We start from the raw sequence: 16,667 nt of genomic DNA on the forward strand, positions 1-16,667 counted from the left end.
GCGCCGAGCAGCGCGGCCGGCTCCGCGCGGGCCGCCTCACCGCCGGTGTGCAGCACCAGGCCGTGCCCGGCGACCGCGCGGGCCAGCTCCGCCGCGCCGCCGGAGACCCCGGCCGCGACCGCCTCCCACGGGCCCGCGGCCTCCCCGGGTGAGTTGACCAGACGGGCCAGGCCGTCCGCGAGGCTCTCCTCGGCGAGGGCGTACCGCTCCAGACCGACGAGGACCCGCACCGGGCGTTCCTCCTCCTCGCCGGCCTCCTCCCCCTCCTGACGCGGGGCGGGGGCGGCGCCCGGCTCCTCCAGCGCGTCCTGGAACGCCAGCGCCTCGCCCTCGGCGAGGGTGCTCTGCACGGCGGTGTCCGGGTCCGGCACGGCCCGCTGGGCGAGCGCGGCGGTCAGCGCCGGCAGTTCGAGCGCGGTGTGCCCGGCCAGCGCCGCCTGCTCCAGCAGCCAGACGGTCAGCGCGCGGCCGCGCCGCTCGTCGTCCGGGCGGCAGTCCGTGCCGAGCAGGGCCCGCGCGAACCCGTCGGCCTGCTCCGGGCGGACACCGCCGACCCGCAGCAGCTGCCAGGGGTCCTCCTGGAGCGTGTCGCCCGCGGCCTCGCCGAGGGCCGCGGCCACCTGCGGCGCGAGCGCCTCGGGAGCGCCGCCCCGGGCCAGCACCCGCCGAACTGACTCGACGGTCTCGGGGGCGGGCCCGCTCGGGGCCGCGGCCGGGGCCGGCTGCTGGGGGCGCCGCACCGGCTCGGGGGCCTGGCGCCGCGGGGCCGGCGCGGGCTCCGCGAAGACGGTGGCGAGCGGCTTGGCCCCGCTCTCCACCGCCCGGACCGCGGCGAGCAGGTCGGCGGCCGAGCCGCTCAGCTTGGTGCCGCTCTCGATGGGGCCCTTCTTCTCGGCCTTGCGCCGCTCGATGCGCTCCCGCTCCATCCGCTGCGCGGCCAGCTCGGCAGCCGCCTCGGACCGGTCGCCCGAGCCCTCGGCCGTGCCGGTGCCCTCGGCAGCGCCGGTGCTCCCGGCCGGGCCGTCACCCTCGCCCGGGTCCTCACCCCCGGCCCGGCTCTCATCCTCGGCCGGCTCCGCGCCGCCCCCGGGGCCTTCGTCGCCCGCCGCGTCCGGCTCCGGAGTGTCCGGGGTGTTCGGGGCGTCCGGGGCGTCCGGGGCGCCCGTGGTGTCCCGGGCCTCCGACGTGTCCGGGCCCTCCGGGGTGTCCGGGGTCCCCGGCCCGGTGTCCTCCGTGGTCTCCGGCTCCGTGCTCACAGCGTGCTCCAGTCGTGATCGGGATAGCGGTGCACGGGCGCCGACACATCGTCCAGCGCCCGGCAGATTTCGTCAGGAAGACTAAGCGCCTCCACTGACAGTGCCGCCGTGAGCTGCTGCGCGTTGCGCGCGCCGACGACCGGCGCGGCCACGCCCGGGCGGTCCCGGACCCAGGCGAGGGCCACCTGGAGCGGGGTGACCGCGAGCCCGTCGGCGGCCGTCGTCACCGCGTCCACGATGCGGGTAGCGGTGTCGTCCAAGTAGGGCTCCACGAACGGCGCGAGGTGCTCCGAGGCGCCCCGCGAGTCCGCGGGAGTGGTGTGCCGGTACTTGCCGGTGAGCACGCCGCGGCCCAGGGGGGAGGAGGGGAGCAGACCGACCCCCAGGTCGAGCGCGGCGGGCAGCACCTCGCGCTCGACCCCGCGCTGGAGCAGCGAGTACTCCACCTGCGTGCCGGCCAGCCGGGTGCGCGCCCCCGGCGCCGCGAGCTGCCAGGTCGCCGCCTTGGCGAGCTGCCAGCCGCAGAAGTTGGAGACGCCGGCGTACCGGGCGCGGCCGCTGCTCACCGCCAGGTCGAGGGCCTGGAGGGTCTCCTCCAGCGGCGTGGCCGGGTCATAGGCGTGGACGTGCCACACGTCCACATGGTCCGTGCCGAGCCGGGCCAGGGAGGCGTCGAGCGCGGCGAGCAGATGGCCGCGGGAGCCGTCGACGCGGCGGTCGGGATCGGGGACGCTGCCCGCCTTCGTGGAGATCACCAGGTCCCGGCGCGGCACCAGGCCGTCTATGAGCCGTCCGAGCAGGTACTCGGCCTCCCCGTCGCCGTACACGTCGGCGGTGTCGACGAGGGTGCCGCCGGCCTCCCAGAACGCCTTCAGCATGTCCGCGGCGTCGTGCTCGTCGGTGTCCCGGCCCCAGGTGAGGGTGCCGAGCCCGATGCGGGACACGCGCAGGCCTGTGCGGCCGAGATGCCTCTGCTCCATGAGCGCGAGATTACTGGCCAGAACTGGTGCCGTGGGTTGCCTGTGGACAACTCGGATCGACCACGCGTGACCGGGTGACCTGCACCCGATCCCGGGCATGCCCTGCCGGTCGGGGCCGCCCCCGCGCTATGGTCTCCGCCAAGGACGTTACTCATGGGTAAGGGGATCGGCCATGCAGCTCGGGATCAACCTCGGCTACTGGGGCGCGGGGATGGACGCGGACAATCTCGCCGTGGCACAGGAGGCCGAGCGGCTGGGCTACTCCGTGTGCTGGGCCGCCGAGGCGTACGGCTCCGACGCGGCCACGGTGCTCAGCTGGGTCGCCGCGCAGACCGAGCGCATCGACGTCGGCTCGGCCATCTTCCAGATCCCGGCCCGGCAGCCGGCCATGACCGCGATGACCGCGGCGACCCTGGACTCGCTGTCCAAGGGGCGCTTCCGGCTGGGCCTCGGCGTCTCCGGACCGCAGGTCTCCGAGGGCTGGTACGGCGTCAAGTTCGACAAGCCGCTCTCGCGCACCCGCGAGTACGTGGAGATCGTGCGCAAGGCGATGACCCGCGAGCGGCTGTCGTTCGAGGGCGAGCACTGGACGCTGCCGCTGCCCGGCGGCCCGGGCAAGCCGATCAAGCTGACCGTGCACCCCGAGCGTGAGCACATCCCGCTCTACATCGCCGCCATCGGCCCCAAGAACCTCGAACAGACCGGCGAGATCGCCGACGGCGCGCTGCTGATCTTCCCCTCCGCCGAGCACCTGGAGGAGACCACGATCAAGCACCTGCGCGCGGGCCGGGAGAAGGCCGGGCTGACGCTCGACGGGTTCGACGTCTGCCCGACCCTGCCGCTGGCCGTCGGCGACGACAAGGACGTGGCCCGCCTGGCCGACACCTTCCGCCCCTACACCGCCCTGTACGTCGGCGGCATGGGCAGCATCAAGCAGAACTTCTACAACCAGCTCGCCCGGCGCATGGGATACGAGAAGGAAGCCGCCGAGATCCAGGAGAAGTACCTGTCCGGGGACAAGCAGGGAGCCGCGGCCGCGGTCCCGCAGGACCTCATCGACCGGACCACGCTGCTGGGCTCCGTGGAGCGCATCGCCGACCGGATGAAGGCCTACGCGGCCGCCGGTGTCACCACGCTCAGCCTCGCCCCCGCCGGCTTCACCCTCGACGAGCGGCTGGCCTCCCTGCGGGCCGGCAGCGAGGCCCTGGAGCGCGCGGGCCTCGCCTGACGGGCTTCCGCGGCCGTGGTGGGGGCTCGGGGGGTCTTCCCCGCCACGGCCGTCACGGAGAACAACGCGCCGGGCGCCGCCCGGTTACGACCCCGGCGCTCCTCCTTTCGGCAGAACCGGCCCGCCCTGCTGTTGCGACACCACTCCGTCCCGATTTGACTCGATCTTCGCGGGATCTGCAGAGAGGTGGCATCGATGTTCTCGGCGCTTTCGGCCAAGAGTCTGTTCCAGGAGATCCTCGCCGACGACAGGTCGTTCCGGCTCTTCTGCTCCGTCGCCGCCGGCGGAGAGGCGCAGGGCGGCTGGGAGAACGGCAGGATCGCCGCGCTGGTGCCGGCGGAGGAACGCGCCCTGGCCCCCAAGATCGCCCGCCACGGCGCCGACGAGGACAAGCACGGGCGCGTCTTCGACGCCCTGATGAGGAAGCGCGGCCTCGCCCCGGTGCCCGTCCCGCCGGAGACCGACTACACGATGCTCCTGGAGCGCGCGGGCATCGGCCTCGCCCACGACAGACTCCGGCGCGACGAACCGCTCACCGTCCGCGACGTCATCGTCTACCTCGCGCACAGCCGGGTCACCGAACAGCGCGCCGCCGACCAGATGGGCCTGCTGAAGAGGTGGTTCGGCGACGACCCGGAGATCGGCCGGGCCGTGCGGATGATCGCGCACGACGAGGACAACCACCTCGCCTACGCCCACGAGGAACTCCTGCGCCTGACCGCCGCAGGGCACGGCCGCTTCGTCCGGCGCACCCTGCGCGCCTGCGCGCTCGCCGAGATCCGCGTCCACCGGGACGTCAGCCTCGCCGTCATGGCCCACATGGGCCGCATCCTGCGCTGGTCCCGGGCCCGGTCCCGGCTGCTCGCGGCCGGTATCCACGCCCTGTACGCCTACGAGCGGCTGGGCGGCCGGCGCCGCATGGTCACCCTGCGCCGGCCGGACCGCCCCGACCCCCTCGGCGATCCGGCCGGCCCCGCGGCCCCGGCCGCCGGCCCCGAGTTCGCGTGAGCCGCGCTCACAGCCAGCCGCGCCGCTTGAACTGGCGGTACAGCAGCACTTCGAGGACGGCCATCACCACGATCACCACGGGGTAGGACCACAGCCAGTGCAGCTCGGGCATGTGGTCGAAGTTCATGCCGTAGATCCCCGCGATCATCGTGGGGATCGCCGCCATCGCCGCCCACGCCGAGATCTTCCGCATGTCGTCGTTCTGCCGCACGCTCATCTGCGCCAGATGCGCGTTGAGGATGTCCGACACCAGCCGGTCCAGGCTCTCCACGGACTCGTTCACGCGCGCGAGGTGGTCGTTCACGTCCCGGAAGAAGGGCCGTGCCTTGTCGTCCACGAACGGCACCCCGCCGCCGAACTGGCCGGTGCCCGCGAGGCGGGTCAGCGGCGGCACGAGCGGACCGGTGGCCCGCCGGAACTCCAGCACCTGCCGCTTGAAGGTGTAGATCCGCGACGCGGTGTTGCGCGAGCCGCCGCCGTCCGGCTGGAAGACCTCGGCCTCCAGCTCCTCCAGGTCCGTCTGCAGTTCCGTCGCCACGTCGAGGTAGTGGTCGACCACGGCGTCGGAGATCGCGTACAGCACCGACGTGGGGCCCTTGCCCAGCATCTCCGGCTCCTCCTCCAGCCGGTGCCGCACCGCCGCGAGCGGCGCGCCCTCGCCGTGCCGGACCGTGACGACGAACGCGTCACCGATGAAGATCATCACCTCGCCGGCCGAGACGGTGTCGCTCTCCGGCTCGTACACCACCGGCTTGAGCACCATGAACAGCGAGTCGTCGTACACCTCGAGCTTGGGCCGCTGATGCGCCTTGAGGGCGTCCTCGACGGCCAGCGGGTGCAGCCCGAACTCCTGGGTGACCAGCTCGAACTCCCGCTCCGACGGCTCGTGCAGACCGATCCACACGAAACCGCCGCCCGCCCGCGCCGCGTCCAGCGCGTCGGACAGGTCCTCCGGGCCCTCGGTGCGGTGCCCGTGCCGGTACACCGCGCAATCCACGATCACGGAGCGCATTCTCCCTTCGTCCGACCGACTGTGCCTGTGGTGGTGCGCTTACCCTGGGCCGCATGCCCACGCTGATCCTCGTCAGGCACGGACGGTCAACCGCCAACACCTCGGGTGTGCTCGCCGGATGGACCCCCGGCGTCGCCCTGGACGACCGCGGGGCCGCACAGGCCGCCGCGCTGCCCGGCCGCCTCGCCGGGCTGCCGCTCTCCGAGGTCGTCGCCAGCCCCCTGCAGCGCTGCCAGGAAACCGTACGGCCGCTGCTCGACGCCCGCCCCGGACTGCGCTCCCACACCGACGAACGGATCGGGGAGTGCCACTACGGAGACTGGTCCGGCCGCAAACTCGCCGAACTCGCCGACGAGCCGCTCATGGAGGTCGTCCAGGCGCACCCGACCGCCGCCGCCTTCCCGGGCGGCGAGTCCATGCGGGCCATGCAGACCCGCGCCGCCGAGGCCGTACGCGAGTGGAACGCGCGCGTGGAGCGCGACCACGGCGCCGACGCCGTCTACCTCATGTGCTCGCACGGCGACATCATCAAGTCCCTCGTCGCCGACGCCCTCGGACTGCATCTCGACCTCTTCCAGCGGATCTCCGTGGAACCGTGTTCCATCACAGCGATCCGTTACACCCGTCTGCGGCCGTTCCTCGTTCGCCTCGGCGACACCGGCGATTTCGCATCTCTTGCCCCTCGCGAGGAACACGGCGAGGAAGACGCACCGGTCGGGGGTGGTGCGGGCGCACCGTGATCGTCGGCCGCAGTAGGGTGAAGCGGTCCGCACGGCCCCTCGCACGTACCGCACGCACCGCAGCAACCCTCGAGTCCCATGGAGACAGGACGTGTCCCGTCAGGTGTTCCTCTACGATCCGCCGGACCGCTTCGTGGCCGGCACGGTCGGACTGCCCGGACGCCGTACGTTCTTTCTCCAGGCCACCGCAGGCGCCCGGGTGACCAGCGTGGCCCTGGAGAAGACCCAGGTCGCCGCGCTCGCCGAGCGCATGGACGAACTGCTGGACGAGGTCGTACGGCGCAGCGGCGGCAGCGCGGCCGTCCCCGCCGTGGCGCCCTCGGAGATCGCCGACACCGGCCCGCTCGAGGTGCCCATCGAGGAGGAGTTCCGCGTCGGCACCATGGCCCTCGCCTGGGACGGCGACGAACAGCGCATGATCGTCGAGGCCCAGGCCCTGGTGGAACTGGACGCCGACACCGAGGAGGACCTCGCCGAGGCCGAGGAGCGGCTGCTCCAGGACGAGGAGAACGGGCCCCCGATGCTGCGGGTCCGGCTGACCGGGGCGCAGGCACGATCCTTCGCCAAGCGGGCCCTCGACGTCGTCAACGCCGGGCGGCCGCCGTGCCCGCTGTGCAGCCTCCCGCTCGATCCGGAAGGACATGTATGCCCGCGCCAGAACGGATACCGCCGCGGAGCGTGACGGCCGACCCGCACGCCGCGGAGCTGCTGGCCCGCGGTGAGCTGTCCGTGCGTGGCCGGATCCGCGAGGCGTCCAACGCGGCGCTGTTCTGCACCGTGGCCCTCGACGGCCGCGAGGCCACCTGCGTGTACAAGCCGGTCGCCGGGGAGCGCCCGCTGTGGGACTTCCCCGACGGCACCCTGGCCGGCCGCGAGGTGGCCGCCTACGAGGTCTCCGAGGCCACCGGTTGGGGGCTGGTCCCCCCGACGGTGCTGCGCGACGGGCCGTACGGCGAGGGCATGTGCCAGCTGTGGATCGAGGTCGGCGCCGACGCCGAGCTGCTCGCCCTGGTCGACGGCGAGGAGCCGGAAGCCGGCTGGAAGGCGATCGGGTTCGCCGACGTCGGCGAGGGTCGCACCGCGCTCCTGGTGCACGCCGACGACGAGCGGCTGCGCCGCCTCGCCGTCCTCGACGCGGTGATCAACAACGCCGATCGCAAGGGCGGCCACCTGCTGCCCACCCCGGACGGGCGGCTCTACGGGATCGACCACGGGGTCACCTTCAACGTCGAGGACAAGCTGCGCACGCTGCTGTGGGGCTGGGCCGGGGAGCCGCTCACCGCGGAGGCCGTCGAGGTGCTCGGCGGGCTGCGCGCCACGCTCGCTCGGGGCGGCGAGCTGGCCGCGCGGCTGGCCGGCCTGATCACGCCGGCCGAGCTCGACGCCACGCGCGCGCGGGTCGACGCGCTGCTGGCCTCCGGACGGCACCCGGAGCCGGGCGGGGAGTGGCCCGCGATCCCGTGGCCGCCCGTCTGAGCGCGACCCCGAGCACAACGCGGAGAGACCCACAAGAGGGCACAACAGGCCGTCCGGCCCGATCCCGTTCGTATCCGCAGCTCGCGGCCGGTTAGGCTCATGTACATGCATGCCTGGCCCGCTTCCGAGGTCCCCGCCCTGCCTGGTCAGGGCCGCGACCTGAGGATCCACGACACCGCGACCGGCGGCCTCGTCACCCTCGACCCCGGTCCCGTCGCCCGTATCTACGTCTGCGGCATCACGCCGTACGACGCGACCCACATGGGTCACGCGGCGACCTACAACGCGTTCGACCTCGTACAGCGCGTGTGGCTCGACACCAAGCGGCAGGTCCACTACGTCCAGAACGTCACCGACGTCGACGATCCGCTGCTGGAGCGCGCGGAGCGGGACGGCGTCGACTGGGTCGCCCTCGCCGAGAAGGAGACCACCCTCTTCCGCGAGGACATGACCGCCCTGCGGATGCTGCCGCCGCAGCACTACATAGGCGCCGTGGAGGCGATACCCGGCATCGTCCCGCTCGTGGAGCGGCTGCGCGACCTCGGCGCGGCCTACGAGCTGGACGGCGACATCTACTTCTCCGTCGAGTCCGACCCGCACTTCGGGCAGGTCTCGAACCTCGACGCGGCCGCGATGCGGCTGCTGTCCGCCGAGCGCGGCGGCGACCCGGACCGCCCGGGCAAGAAGAACCCGCTCGACCCGATGCTCTGGATGACCGCCCGCGAGGGCGAGCCGAGCTGGGACGGCGGCTCGCTCGGCCGCGGCCGGCCCGGCTGGCACATCGAGTGCGTGGCCATCGCCCTCGACCACCTCGGCATGGGCTTCGACGTCCAGGGCGGCGGCTCCGACCTGGCCTTCCCGCACCACGAGATGGGCGCCTCGCACGCCCAGGTGCTCACCGGCGAGTTCCCGATGGCCAAGGCCTACGTCCACGCCGGCATGGTCGCCCTGGACGGCGAGAAGATGTCCAAGTCCAAGGGCAACCTCGTCTTCGTCTCCCGGCTGCGCCACGACGGCGTCGACGCGGCCGCGATCCGGCTGACCCTGCTCGCCCACCACTACCGCTCCGACTGGGAGTGGACCGACCAGGTCCTGCGTGACGCGGTGGACCGCCTCGGCCGCTGGCGCGCGGCCGTCTCCCGGCCCGACGGCCCGTCCGCCGACGCGCTCGTGGAGGAGATCCGCGAGGCGCTGGCCCACGACCTGGACGCTCCCGCCGCGCTGGCCGCGGTGGACCGCTGGGCGGCCCGCCAGGAGGCAGAGGGCGGCACCGACGCGGGCGCACCCGGTGTCGTGACCCGCGCCGTGGACGCGCTGCTGGGCGTGGCCCTGTAGCTCCGGGCCCGGCGGCCTGACGCCGTCCGAACGGCGAGGGGCGGTTCCCGTCACGGGAACCGCCCCTCGTCCGTCTCCTTCGACACCCGCGCCCGTGTCCGCCGTGCTCAGTCTTCCGGGGTGTCCGGAGCGTCCGGTGTGTCCGGCTTGTCAGGGCTGCCCTCGCCGCGGCCCTCCGAGGAGCCCTCGGCCGTGCCGTCCGGGGTGCCGCCGGGTGTGTCCTCGCCCGGCCCGGCCTGAGCGCCGCCCGGGGTGTCCCCGCCGGCCCGTTCCTGCGCGTCTTCCTGGGCGCCTTCCGCGGCTCCGGAGGTCCCCGGCCTGGTCGGCTTCGGCGGCCGGGTGCGGCCGGCGCCGGGGGTGTCCCGCAGGTACGAGCCGTCCCCGCCGTCCGCCGTGGCGTGCCCGCCCGGCGGACTGACGTCCCGGCGCCGCAGGTACCGCTCGAACTCGCGGGCGATCGCCTCGCCGGACGCCTCCGGCAGCTCGGCGGTGTCCCGGGCCTCCTCCAGCGTCTGGACGTACTCGGCGACCTCGCTGTCCTCGGCGGCGAGCTGGTCCACGCCCACCTGCCAGGCGCGCGCGTCCTCGGGCAGCTCACCCAGCGGGACGCGCAGGTCCAGCAGGTCCTCCAGGCGGTTCAGCAGCGCCAGGGTGGCCTTGGGGTTGGGCGGCTGGGAGACGTAGTGCGGGACCGCCGCCCACAGCGACACCGCCGGGACGCCGGCGTGCGTGCAGGCCTCCTGGAGGACGCCGACGATGCCCGTCGGGCCCTCGTACTTGGTCTCCTCCAGGTCCATGCGGCGGGCCAGGTCGGCGTCCGAGGTGACCCCGCTGACCGGGACCGGACGTGTGTGCGGGGTGTCGCCGAGCAGGGCGCCCAGGACGACCACCAGCTCCACGCCCAGTTCGTGCGCGAAGCCGAGCAGCTCGTTGCAGAACGAGCGCCAGCGCATGGACGGTTCGATGCCGCGGACCAGCACGAGGTCGCGCGGCTTGTCGCCGCCGACCCGGACCACCGAGAGCCGTGTCGTCGGCCACGTGATCTTGCGCACGCCGCCGTCCATGAACACCGTGGGGCGGTTCACCTGGAAGTCGTAGTAGTCCTCGGCGTCCAGCGCCGCGAACACCTCGCCCTTGAACTCGCGTTCCAGATGCGCGACCGCCGTGGAGGCGGCGTCGCCGGCATCGTTCCAGCCCTCGAACGCGGCCACCATGACTGGGTCGATCAGCTCGGGAACCCCCTCCAGCTCGATCACCCAGCGCCTCCTTCCGACGTGCCCTCGCCTGACGTCCCAACTTTACGGCGTCCCGCGGGGGCGCCCGCAGCCCCCTTGCCCGGGGGATGCGAGATCACTGCCCCGATCACCACCCGGGAACACCCCTGGCCCGGGCGGGGAGGCGAAGCCCGCCGTCCGCGACGGCAGTTGCGGGCCGCACCGGTGCCCCGGGCCCGGCGCACGCGCCGCGGCCCCGCCGCGCCTCCGGGCGTCCGGAAGCGCGGCAGGGCCGTAACGGTGTCCCGCGGCGAGTTCCCGGGGCGTGGCGGTGCGTCAGCCGAAGGCCTTCACCGCCTGGTAGTAGGTCCACGCGGTGCTGTTGCAGGCGGTCTTCGTGGCGCCGCTGTAACCGTTGCAGACACGCTTGAGGTCCTCGTACAGGGCGCTGTCGAGGCGTGCCTTGTTGGCGCTGAAGGTGCCGGCCGCCTTGTAGTTGCGGTAGCCGAAGTCGTGGCGGGCACAGGACATCTTGAACGGGAAGCCGAGCGGGTTGTCGGGGGAGGAGGAGCAGTAGTCGGTGGACCAGTCGAAGGCGTAGGCGGCCCACGCCGACTGGTTGGCGCGGGCGGCGGCCCAGGCGTTGTAGCTGGACGCGGTGGTCTGGGTGAAGTTGGCGAGCACCTGGGGCTTGTCGGCCGGGGCAGCGGTGGCCGCGGTGGCGGTCGCGGTGACGGTCAGGACGGCCATGGCCGAGGCGGCGAGTCCGGTGGCAAGTCTGCGGTGCATCCCACACCTCCATGAGAACCGCGATCCGTCCTTCGGACCGCAGGTTCATGACAATGGAGGCGGGGTCTATGACCGGTCTCTAAAGGCGACGTCGGACATGCGTCAGGGGCGGCTCCACCGGTGTGGAGCCGCCCCTGTCGTCTCTCCGGCTCCCCGTGCGGGAGGAGCCGGCCCTCATCCGTTCCGGCCCCGGTCAGGGGGTGGGGCCGGCCGGGACCTACTTCTTGTCGAGCAGGTCCTGGACCTTGGCGCGGACCTCGTCCGTGGCGAGTCCGCGGATGGTCAGCGTGGTACGGCGGCGCAGCACGTCGTCGGTCGTCTCGGCCCACTCGTGGTCGCGGGCCCACACGACCTGCGCCCAGATCTCCGGGGCGTCCGGGTGGACGCGCTCGGCCAGCTCCGGGTGCTCGTTCGCCAGGCGGGCGATGTCGAAGGCCAGCGAGCCGTAGTGGGTGGCGAGGTGCTTGGCGGTGTCGGCGGACATGCGCGGGCCGGGCGCCGGGTGGTCCACCAGCAGGCGGTGGGCGACCGCGCGCGGGTTGGCGACACCGGGCAGCGGGAGCTTCTTCGGCAGCGAGGAGATCGGCTCGAAGTCGTCACCGAGCGGGTGGCCCGGCAGCTCCTCCAGCTTCTGCATCACCGTGCGGCCGATGTGCCGGAACGTCGTCCACTTGCCGCCCGCGACGGACAGCATGCCGCCCCTGCCCTCGGTCACCACGGTCTCGCGCTTGGCCTTGGCGGTGTCGCCGGGGCCGCCCGGCAGCACCCGCAGACCGGCGAAGGCGTAGGTCATCAGGTCGCGCTGGAGCTGCTGGTCCCGGACGGAGAACGCGGCCTCGTCAAGGATCTGGGCTATGTCCTTCTCGGTGACCGACACGTCGGCCGGGTCGCCCTCGTACTCCTCGTCGGTGGTGCCGAGCAGCAGCATGTCCTCCCAGGGGAGGGCGAAGGTGATGCGGTACTTGTCGATGGGGGTCGCCAGCGCGGCCTTCCAGGGCGCGGTGCGCTTGAGCACCAGGTGCGCGCCCTTGGACAGACGGATGGACGGCGCCGCCGCCGGGTCCTCCATCCGGCGCAGGTGGTCGACCCAGGGGCCGGTCGCGTTCAGCACCAGACGGGCGTTGACGCCGAACTCGTCGCCGGAGGTCCGGTCCTTCAGGTCGGCGCCGGTGACCCGGCCCCTGGTGAAGCGCAGACCGGTGACCTCGGCGTGGTTGAGGACGACCGCGCCCGCCTCGACGGCCGCGCGGACCGTCATCAGCGCCATGCGGGCGTCGTTCATCTGGTCGTCGCCGTAGACGGCCACGGCCTTGAGGTTCTCGGTGCGCAGCTCCGGCACGTCCTGCGCCGCCTTTGCGGGCGAGAGCAGGTGGCCGACGCCGTCACCGAACGCGGAGAGCGCGGAGTAGGCGAAGACGCCCGCCCCGAGCTTCGCCGCGCCGTGCGGGCCCCCCTTGTACACGGGGAGGTAGAAGGTGAGCGGGTTCGCCAGGTGGGGGGCCACCTGGCGGGAGACCGCACGGCGCTCGAAGTGGTTCTCCGCCACCAGCTTCACCGCGCCGGTCTGCAGGTAGCGCAGACCGCCGTGGAGCAGCTTGGAGGAGGCGGAGGAGGTGGCGCCGGCGAAGTCGCCGGCGTCGACCAGCGCCACCCTGAGGCCGGACTGCGCGGCGTGCCAGGCGGTGGAGATGCCCAGGATGCCGCCGCCGATCACAAGAAGGTCGTACGACGCCTTGGAGAGCTGCTCCCTGGTCTCGGCCCGGCTCGGGTTCGAGCCGGAGGCCGGGTGCGTCCCCAGGGCAGGCACGGACTGCAGGGTGGACTGACTGGTCATGTCGGGTACTTACTCCTCGTCAGAGCTGTCGGAGCCGTGGTGGGCAGCTCAGCTCTCGTCCTCGATCCAGCCCATGGTCCGGTCGACGGCCTTGAGCCAGTTCTTGTACTCACGGTCGCGGGTGTCCGCGTCCATCTGGGGGGTCCACTCGGCGGCCCGGCGCCAGTTGGCGCGCAGTTCGTCCGTGCTGGACCAGAAGCCGACGGCGAGGCCGGCGGCGTAGGCGGCGCCGAGGCAGGTGGTCTCGGCGACCATCGGGCGCACCACCGGTGCGTCCAGGACGTCGGCCAGGGTCTGCATCAGCAGGTTGTTGGAGGTCATGCCGCCGTCGACCTTCAGGGCCACCAGCTCGTCGCCGGAGTCCTTGACCATCGCGTCGGCGATCTCGCGGGTCTGCCAGGCGGTGGCCTCCAGAACCGCGCGGGCCAGGTGCGCCTTGGTGACGTACCGGGTCAGGCCGGCGATCACACCGCGGGCGTCGGAGCGCCAGTGCGGGGCGAACAGGCCGGAGAAGGCCGGTACGAAGTAGGCGCCGCCGTTGTCCTCCACCGAGAGCGCGAGCGTCTCGATCTCGGCGGCGGTCGAGATCAGGCCCATCTGGTCGCGCATCCACTGCACCAGGGAGCCGGTGACGGCGATCGAGCCCTCCAGCGCGTACACCGTCGGCTGGTCGCCGATCTTGTAGCCGACCGTGGTCAGCAGGCCCGCGTAGGAGTTGATGATCTTGTCACCGGTGTTCATCACCATGAAGGTGCCGGTGCCGTAGGTGGACTTGGTCTCGCCCTCGGAGAAGCAGGTCTGGCCGAACAGGGCCGCCTGCTGGTCGCCGAGCGCCGACGCGACCGGGATGCCGCCGAGCAGGTCGCCCAGCTTGCCCCCGGTGATCTCGCCGTAGACCTCGGCCGAGGAGCGGATCTCCGGCAGCATGGCGAGCGGGACGCCGATGGACTCGGCGATCTTCGGGTCCCACTGCATGGTGTGCAGGTTCATCAGCATGGTGCGGGAGGCGTTGGTGACGTCGGTGACGTGCTTGCCGCCGTTGACGCCGCCGGTCAGGTTCCAGATGACCCAGCTGTCCATCGTGCCGAAGAGGATGTCGCCCGCCTCGGCGCGCTCCTGGAGGCCGTCGACGTGGTCGAGCAGCCAGCGGGCCTTGGGCCCGGCGAAGTACGAGGCCAGGGGGAGGCCGGTCTCGCGGCGGAAGCGGTCCTGGCCGACGTTGCGCCCCAGCTCGCGGCAGAGGGCGTCGGTGCGGGTGTCCTGCCAGACGATGGCGTTGTGGACGGGCTCACCGGTGTTCTTGTCCCACAGCACGGTGGTCTCGCGCTGGTTGGTGATGCCGATGGCCTTGATGTCGTCGCGGGTGATGCCGGCCTTCTCGATGGCGCCGGCGACGACTTCCTGGACGTTGGTCCAGATCTCGTTGGCGTTGTGCTCGACCCAGCCCGGCTTCGGGAAGATCTGCTCGTGCTCCTTCTGGTCGACGGAGACGATCCGGCCGTCCCGGTCGAAGACGATGCAGCGCGAGGAAGTCGTGCCCTGGTCGATGGCCGCGATGAAGGGGCCTGCGGTGTGGGCGTCGGTCACTGTGTGCTCCTGAGAGATCCGTGGTGATGGGGCTGTACGTACGGCGCGCGCGTGAGGGGGAGGCTCCCGTCTCAGACGAACGCGACGTTGTAGATGCCTGCAGCGATCGCGCCGCCGATCAGCGGACCGACCACCGGGATCCAGGCGTAGCTCCAGTCGGAACCGCCCTTGTTGGGCAGGGGCAGCAGGGCGTGGACGATACGGGGACCGAGGTCACGGGCCGGGTTGATCGCGTAGCCCGTCGGGCCGCCGAGGGAGAGGCCGATGGAGACGACCACGAGGGCGGTGATCAGGGCGCCGAGGGTGCCCAGGCCGTTGCCCTTGTCGTTCAGGCCCTGCGTGAGGACGGCGAGCACCAGCACCACGGTGCCGATGATCTCCGTGGCGAGGTTCTGCACCACGTTCCGGATCTCCGGACCGGTGGAGAAGACACCGAGGACCGGGCCGGCACCCTGCTCCTGGGCCTCGACGGCCTTGGCCGTGGTGGCCTGGGCGCCCGGCCCGCCGACGATCTCCTTGTCGGTCAGGTGGGCACGGAACTGGCCGTAGTAGGCCACCCAGACCAGGGCCGCGCCGATCATGGCGCCGAGCAGCTGGCCGCCCCAGTACGTGGGCAGGTTGCTGAAGTCCTTGTCCTTGATCGCGAGCGCGAGCGTCACGGCCGGGTTCAGATGGGCACCGGACAGCGGTGCCGAGGTGTAAACGGCCGTCAGAACGGCGAAACCCCACCCGAAGGTGATGGCGAGCCAGCCGGCGTTACGGGCCTTGGAGGCCTTCAGCGTCACAGCGGCACAGACGCCGCCACCGAGCAGGATGAGTATGGCGGTACCGATGGTCTCGCCGATGAAGATGTCGGAGCTGGACACCCGCGACTCCTTTGTCCTTCGTCCAGGGAAGCCGAACCCCGGGTCCCTCCGGGAGTTGGCGCCCTCGGGGGTGAGAGCGAATCCGGCCCTTGGCGTTGCCACACTCTAGCGCGTATTGCCGGTAGGTGTTCGACAATGCCGACCGATGGACGGGAGTCTTGCTGCGGCCTTACGCATGCGTCAAGGGTTCTGTTATCGAAAACAGGATCGTTATTGATCGCTGCCGACTATCACTCTTTGTGTGCTGACGTAGCTGCTCGCCCTATATGTCCATTTCAGGGTATGGCGAGAACCGGGACGCCGCTCGCGTCCCGGTCGTCCTCCGGTCTGATCACCCGCTTCGAGGGCGCGGGTCACCCGTCGGTCAGAACCGCCCGCCGCCGAGGTCGCGCGAGACCGCGCGGGCGCAGTCCCGCACCGCCGCGATCAGCTCCGGGCGCAGCTCGCCGTCCCGGCACAGCCGTTCCACGGCCCCGGTGATCCCGACCGAGCCCACGGGCATCCGGCGCCTGTCGTGGATGGGTGCGGCCACCGAGGCCACGCCCTCCCAGGTCTCCTCGACGTCCGCCGCGTAGCCACGCGCGCGCGTGACGTCCAGAAGGTGCTCGAACTCCTCGGGTCCGCACACGGTGCGGTCCGTGAAGGGCTTGCGGTCGGCCTCCAGGGCCTCGCTGTGGGCCACCGGGTCGTACGCCGAGAGCACCTTGCCCAGCGCCGTGGAGTGCAGCGGCTGCATCGCCCCGATCTCCAGCACCTGCCGGCTGTCGTCCGGCCGGAAGACGTGGTGCACGATCAGCACGCCCTGCTGGTGCAGGACGCCCAGGTACACGCTCTCCCCGCTGGACCGGGCCAGGTCGTCGGTCCACACCAGCGCCCGCGCCCGCAGTTCGTGCACGTCCAGGTAGGTCGTGCCCAGGCGCAGCAGCTCGGCGCCCAGCTGATAGCGGCCGGAGGCGTCGTCCTGTTCGACGAACCCCTCCTGCTGGAGGGTGCGCAGGATGCCGTGGGCGGTGCCCTTGGCGAGGCCGAGCGACGAGGCGATGTCCGAGAGGCCGAGCCGTCGCTCGCCGCCCGCGAGCAGTCGCAGCATCGCGGCCGCCCGTTCGAGCGACTGGATGTTCCGTGCCATCGCCGTCCTGCCTCCGTCTCCGTCGACCACCATCGAACACGCATGGAGTCACACTGTTCGACAATGCCGAACACTACCGGTCGTCGTCGACCTCCCGCCAATGTTCGGTCGACACCTGTTACACCGCGGGGCACCCGGATGTGGCATCCGGGCCATCCCCGGCGGCCACCCGCGTCCGCCTCGTGGACGCCGGTGCCCATCCAAGCCCACTCC

The 16,667-nt window shown here is 72.4% G+C and carries 15 protein-coding genes; 6 read left to right on the forward strand and 9 right to left on the reverse strand.

Annotated elements, in window-relative coordinates; all coding sequences use genetic code 11:
- Both PV343_RS37425 and PV343_RS37430 read right to left on the reverse strand, forming a co-directional pair.
- A partial coding sequence (locus tag PV343_RS37425) for a helix-hairpin-helix domain-containing protein (protein WP_319151528.1) occupies positions 1 to 1,256 on the reverse strand: 1,256 nt, incomplete at its 3' end.
- Entirely contained in the window at positions 1,253 to 2,236 is a 984-nt protein-coding gene (locus PV343_RS37430; protein ID WP_319151529.1) for an aldo/keto reductase, read from the reverse strand. The genes PV343_RS37430 and PV343_RS37425, both read right to left, overlap by 4 nt.
- 172 nt (positions 2,237 to 2,408) lie before the next feature.
- Between PV343_RS37430 and PV343_RS37435 the strand changes: the two genes are divergently transcribed.
- Entirely contained in the window at positions 2,409 to 3,464 is a 1,056-nt protein-coding gene (locus PV343_RS37435; RefSeq protein ID WP_319151530.1) for an LLM class F420-dependent oxidoreductase, read from the forward strand.
- A 195-nt stretch (positions 3,465 to 3,659) separates the two neighbouring features.
- Entirely contained in the window at positions 3,660 to 4,472 is an 813-nt protein-coding gene (locus PV343_RS37440; RefSeq protein ID WP_319151531.1) for a ferritin-like domain-containing protein, read from the forward strand.
- A gap of 7 nt (positions 4,473 to 4,479) precedes the next feature.
- Here PV343_RS37440 and corA read toward each other — a convergent pair whose 3' ends face one another.
- A complete protein-coding gene (gene corA, locus PV343_RS37445; RefSeq protein ID WP_319151532.1) occupies positions 4,480 to 5,475 on the reverse strand; it encodes a magnesium/cobalt transporter CorA in 996 nt (331 codons plus the stop codon).
- Between the two features lie 62 nt (positions 5,476 to 5,537).
- Between corA and PV343_RS37450 the strand changes: the two genes are divergently transcribed.
- The 4 genes from PV343_RS37450 to mshC all read left to right on the forward strand — a co-directional run bounded on the left by PV343_RS37450 (position 5,538) and on the right by mshC (position 9,035).
- Positions 5,538 to 6,224 carry a histidine phosphatase family protein gene (locus tag PV343_RS37450; protein ID WP_020939023.1) on the forward strand — a complete coding sequence of 229 codons (687 nt, stop codon included), beginning with the start codon at positions 5,538 to 5,540 and terminating at the stop codon, positions 6,222 to 6,224.
- Positions 6,225 to 6,315: 91 nt separating this feature from the next.
- A complete protein-coding gene (locus PV343_RS37455; RefSeq protein ID WP_020939022.1) occupies positions 6,316 to 6,906 on the forward strand; it encodes a DUF3090 domain-containing protein in 591 nt (196 codons plus the stop codon).
- Positions 6,870 to 7,700 (forward strand): SCO1664 family protein, encoded by an 831-nt coding sequence (locus PV343_RS37460; RefSeq protein WP_319151533.1) that lies wholly within the window; start codon positions 6,870 to 6,872, stop codon positions 7,698 to 7,700. The genes PV343_RS37455 and PV343_RS37460 overlap by 37 nt, the downstream gene beginning before the upstream one ends.
- Before the next feature lie 105 nt (positions 7,701 to 7,805).
- The gene (gene mshC / locus PV343_RS37465) at positions 7,806 to 9,035 is read left to right on the forward strand and encodes a cysteine--1-D-myo-inosityl 2-amino-2-deoxy-alpha-D-glucopyranoside ligase (RefSeq protein ID WP_319151534.1); all 1,230 of its coding nucleotides are present in this window, start codon (positions 7,806 to 7,808) and stop codon (positions 9,033 to 9,035) included.
- Between the two features lie 107 nt (positions 9,036 to 9,142).
- On the opposite strand, the gene PV343_RS37470 is transcribed toward mshC, so the two are convergent.
- From PV343_RS37470 to PV343_RS37495, 6 genes are all read right to left on the reverse strand, one after another.
- Positions 9,143 to 10,291, reverse strand: coding sequence for a PAC2 family protein (locus tag PV343_RS37470; protein ID WP_319151535.1), 1,149 nt, complete (start codon positions 10,289 to 10,291; stop codon positions 9,143 to 9,145).
- Between the two features lie 294 nt (positions 10,292 to 10,585).
- On the reverse strand, positions 10,586 to 11,038 hold the full coding sequence (locus PV343_RS37475) for a phospholipase (RefSeq protein WP_319151537.1): 453 nt from the start codon (positions 11,036 to 11,038) through the stop codon (positions 10,586 to 10,588).
- A 217-nt stretch (positions 11,039 to 11,255) separates the two neighbouring features.
- Positions 11,256 to 12,872 (reverse strand): glycerol-3-phosphate dehydrogenase/oxidase, encoded by a 1,617-nt coding sequence (locus PV343_RS37480; RefSeq protein WP_319151538.1) that lies wholly within the window; start codon positions 12,870 to 12,872, stop codon positions 11,256 to 11,258.
- 48 nt (positions 12,873 to 12,920) lie between these two features.
- A complete protein-coding gene (glpK, locus tag PV343_RS37485; protein WP_319151540.1) occupies positions 12,921 to 14,459 on the reverse strand; it encodes a glycerol kinase GlpK in 1,539 nt (512 codons plus the stop codon).
- Between the two features lie 71 nt (positions 14,460 to 14,530).
- Positions 14,531 to 15,325, reverse strand: coding sequence for an MIP/aquaporin family protein (locus tag PV343_RS37490; protein ID WP_319151541.1), 795 nt, complete (start codon positions 15,323 to 15,325; stop codon positions 14,531 to 14,533).
- A 364-nt stretch (positions 15,326 to 15,689) separates the two neighbouring features.
- Positions 15,690 to 16,454, reverse strand: coding sequence for an IclR family transcriptional regulator (locus PV343_RS37495; protein ID WP_319151542.1), 765 nt, complete (start codon positions 16,452 to 16,454; stop codon positions 15,690 to 15,692).
- Between the last annotated feature and the right edge of the window lie 213 nt (positions 16,455 to 16,667).

Source organism: Streptomyces sp. WI03-4A, from assembly GCF_033792105.1.
GTDB classification, from domain to species: domain Bacteria; phylum Actinomycetota; class Actinomycetes; order Streptomycetales; family Streptomycetaceae; genus Streptomyces; species Streptomyces collinus_A.

Bases quoted from the DNA above. Each gene is read 5' to 3' on its own strand.
- PV343_RS37475 (WP_319151537.1), bottom strand. From the start codon at position 11,038: ATGCACCGCAGACTTGCCACCGGACTCGCCGCCTCGGCCATGGCCGTC.
- PV343_RS37440 (WP_319151531.1), top strand. From the start codon at position 3,660: ATGTTCTCGGCGCTTTCGGCCAAGAGTCTGTTCCAGGAGATCCTCGCC.
- mshC (WP_319151534.1), top strand. From the start codon at position 7,806: ATGCATGCCTGGCCCGCTTCCGAGGTCCCCGCCCTGCCTGGTCAGGGC.
- PV343_RS37450 (WP_020939023.1), top strand. From the start codon at position 5,538: ATGCCCACGCTGATCCTCGTCAGGCACGGACGGTCAACCGCCAACACC.
- PV343_RS37495 (WP_319151542.1), bottom strand. From the start codon at position 16,454: ATGGCACGGAACATCCAGTCGCTCGAACGGGCGGCCGCGATGCTGCGA.
- PV343_RS37460 (WP_319151533.1), top strand. From the start codon at position 6,870: ATGCCCGCGCCAGAACGGATACCGCCGCGGAGCGTGACGGCCGACCCG.
- PV343_RS37480 (WP_319151538.1), bottom strand. From the start codon at position 12,872: ATGACCAGTCAGTCCACCCTGCAGTCCGTGCCTGCCCTGGGGACGCAC.
- PV343_RS37435 (WP_319151530.1), top strand. From the start codon at position 2,409: ATGCAGCTCGGGATCAACCTCGGCTACTGGGGCGCGGGGATGGACGCG.
- PV343_RS37430 (WP_319151529.1), bottom strand. From the start codon at position 2,236: ATGGAGCAGAGGCATCTCGGCCGCACAGGCCTGCGCGTGTCCCGCATC.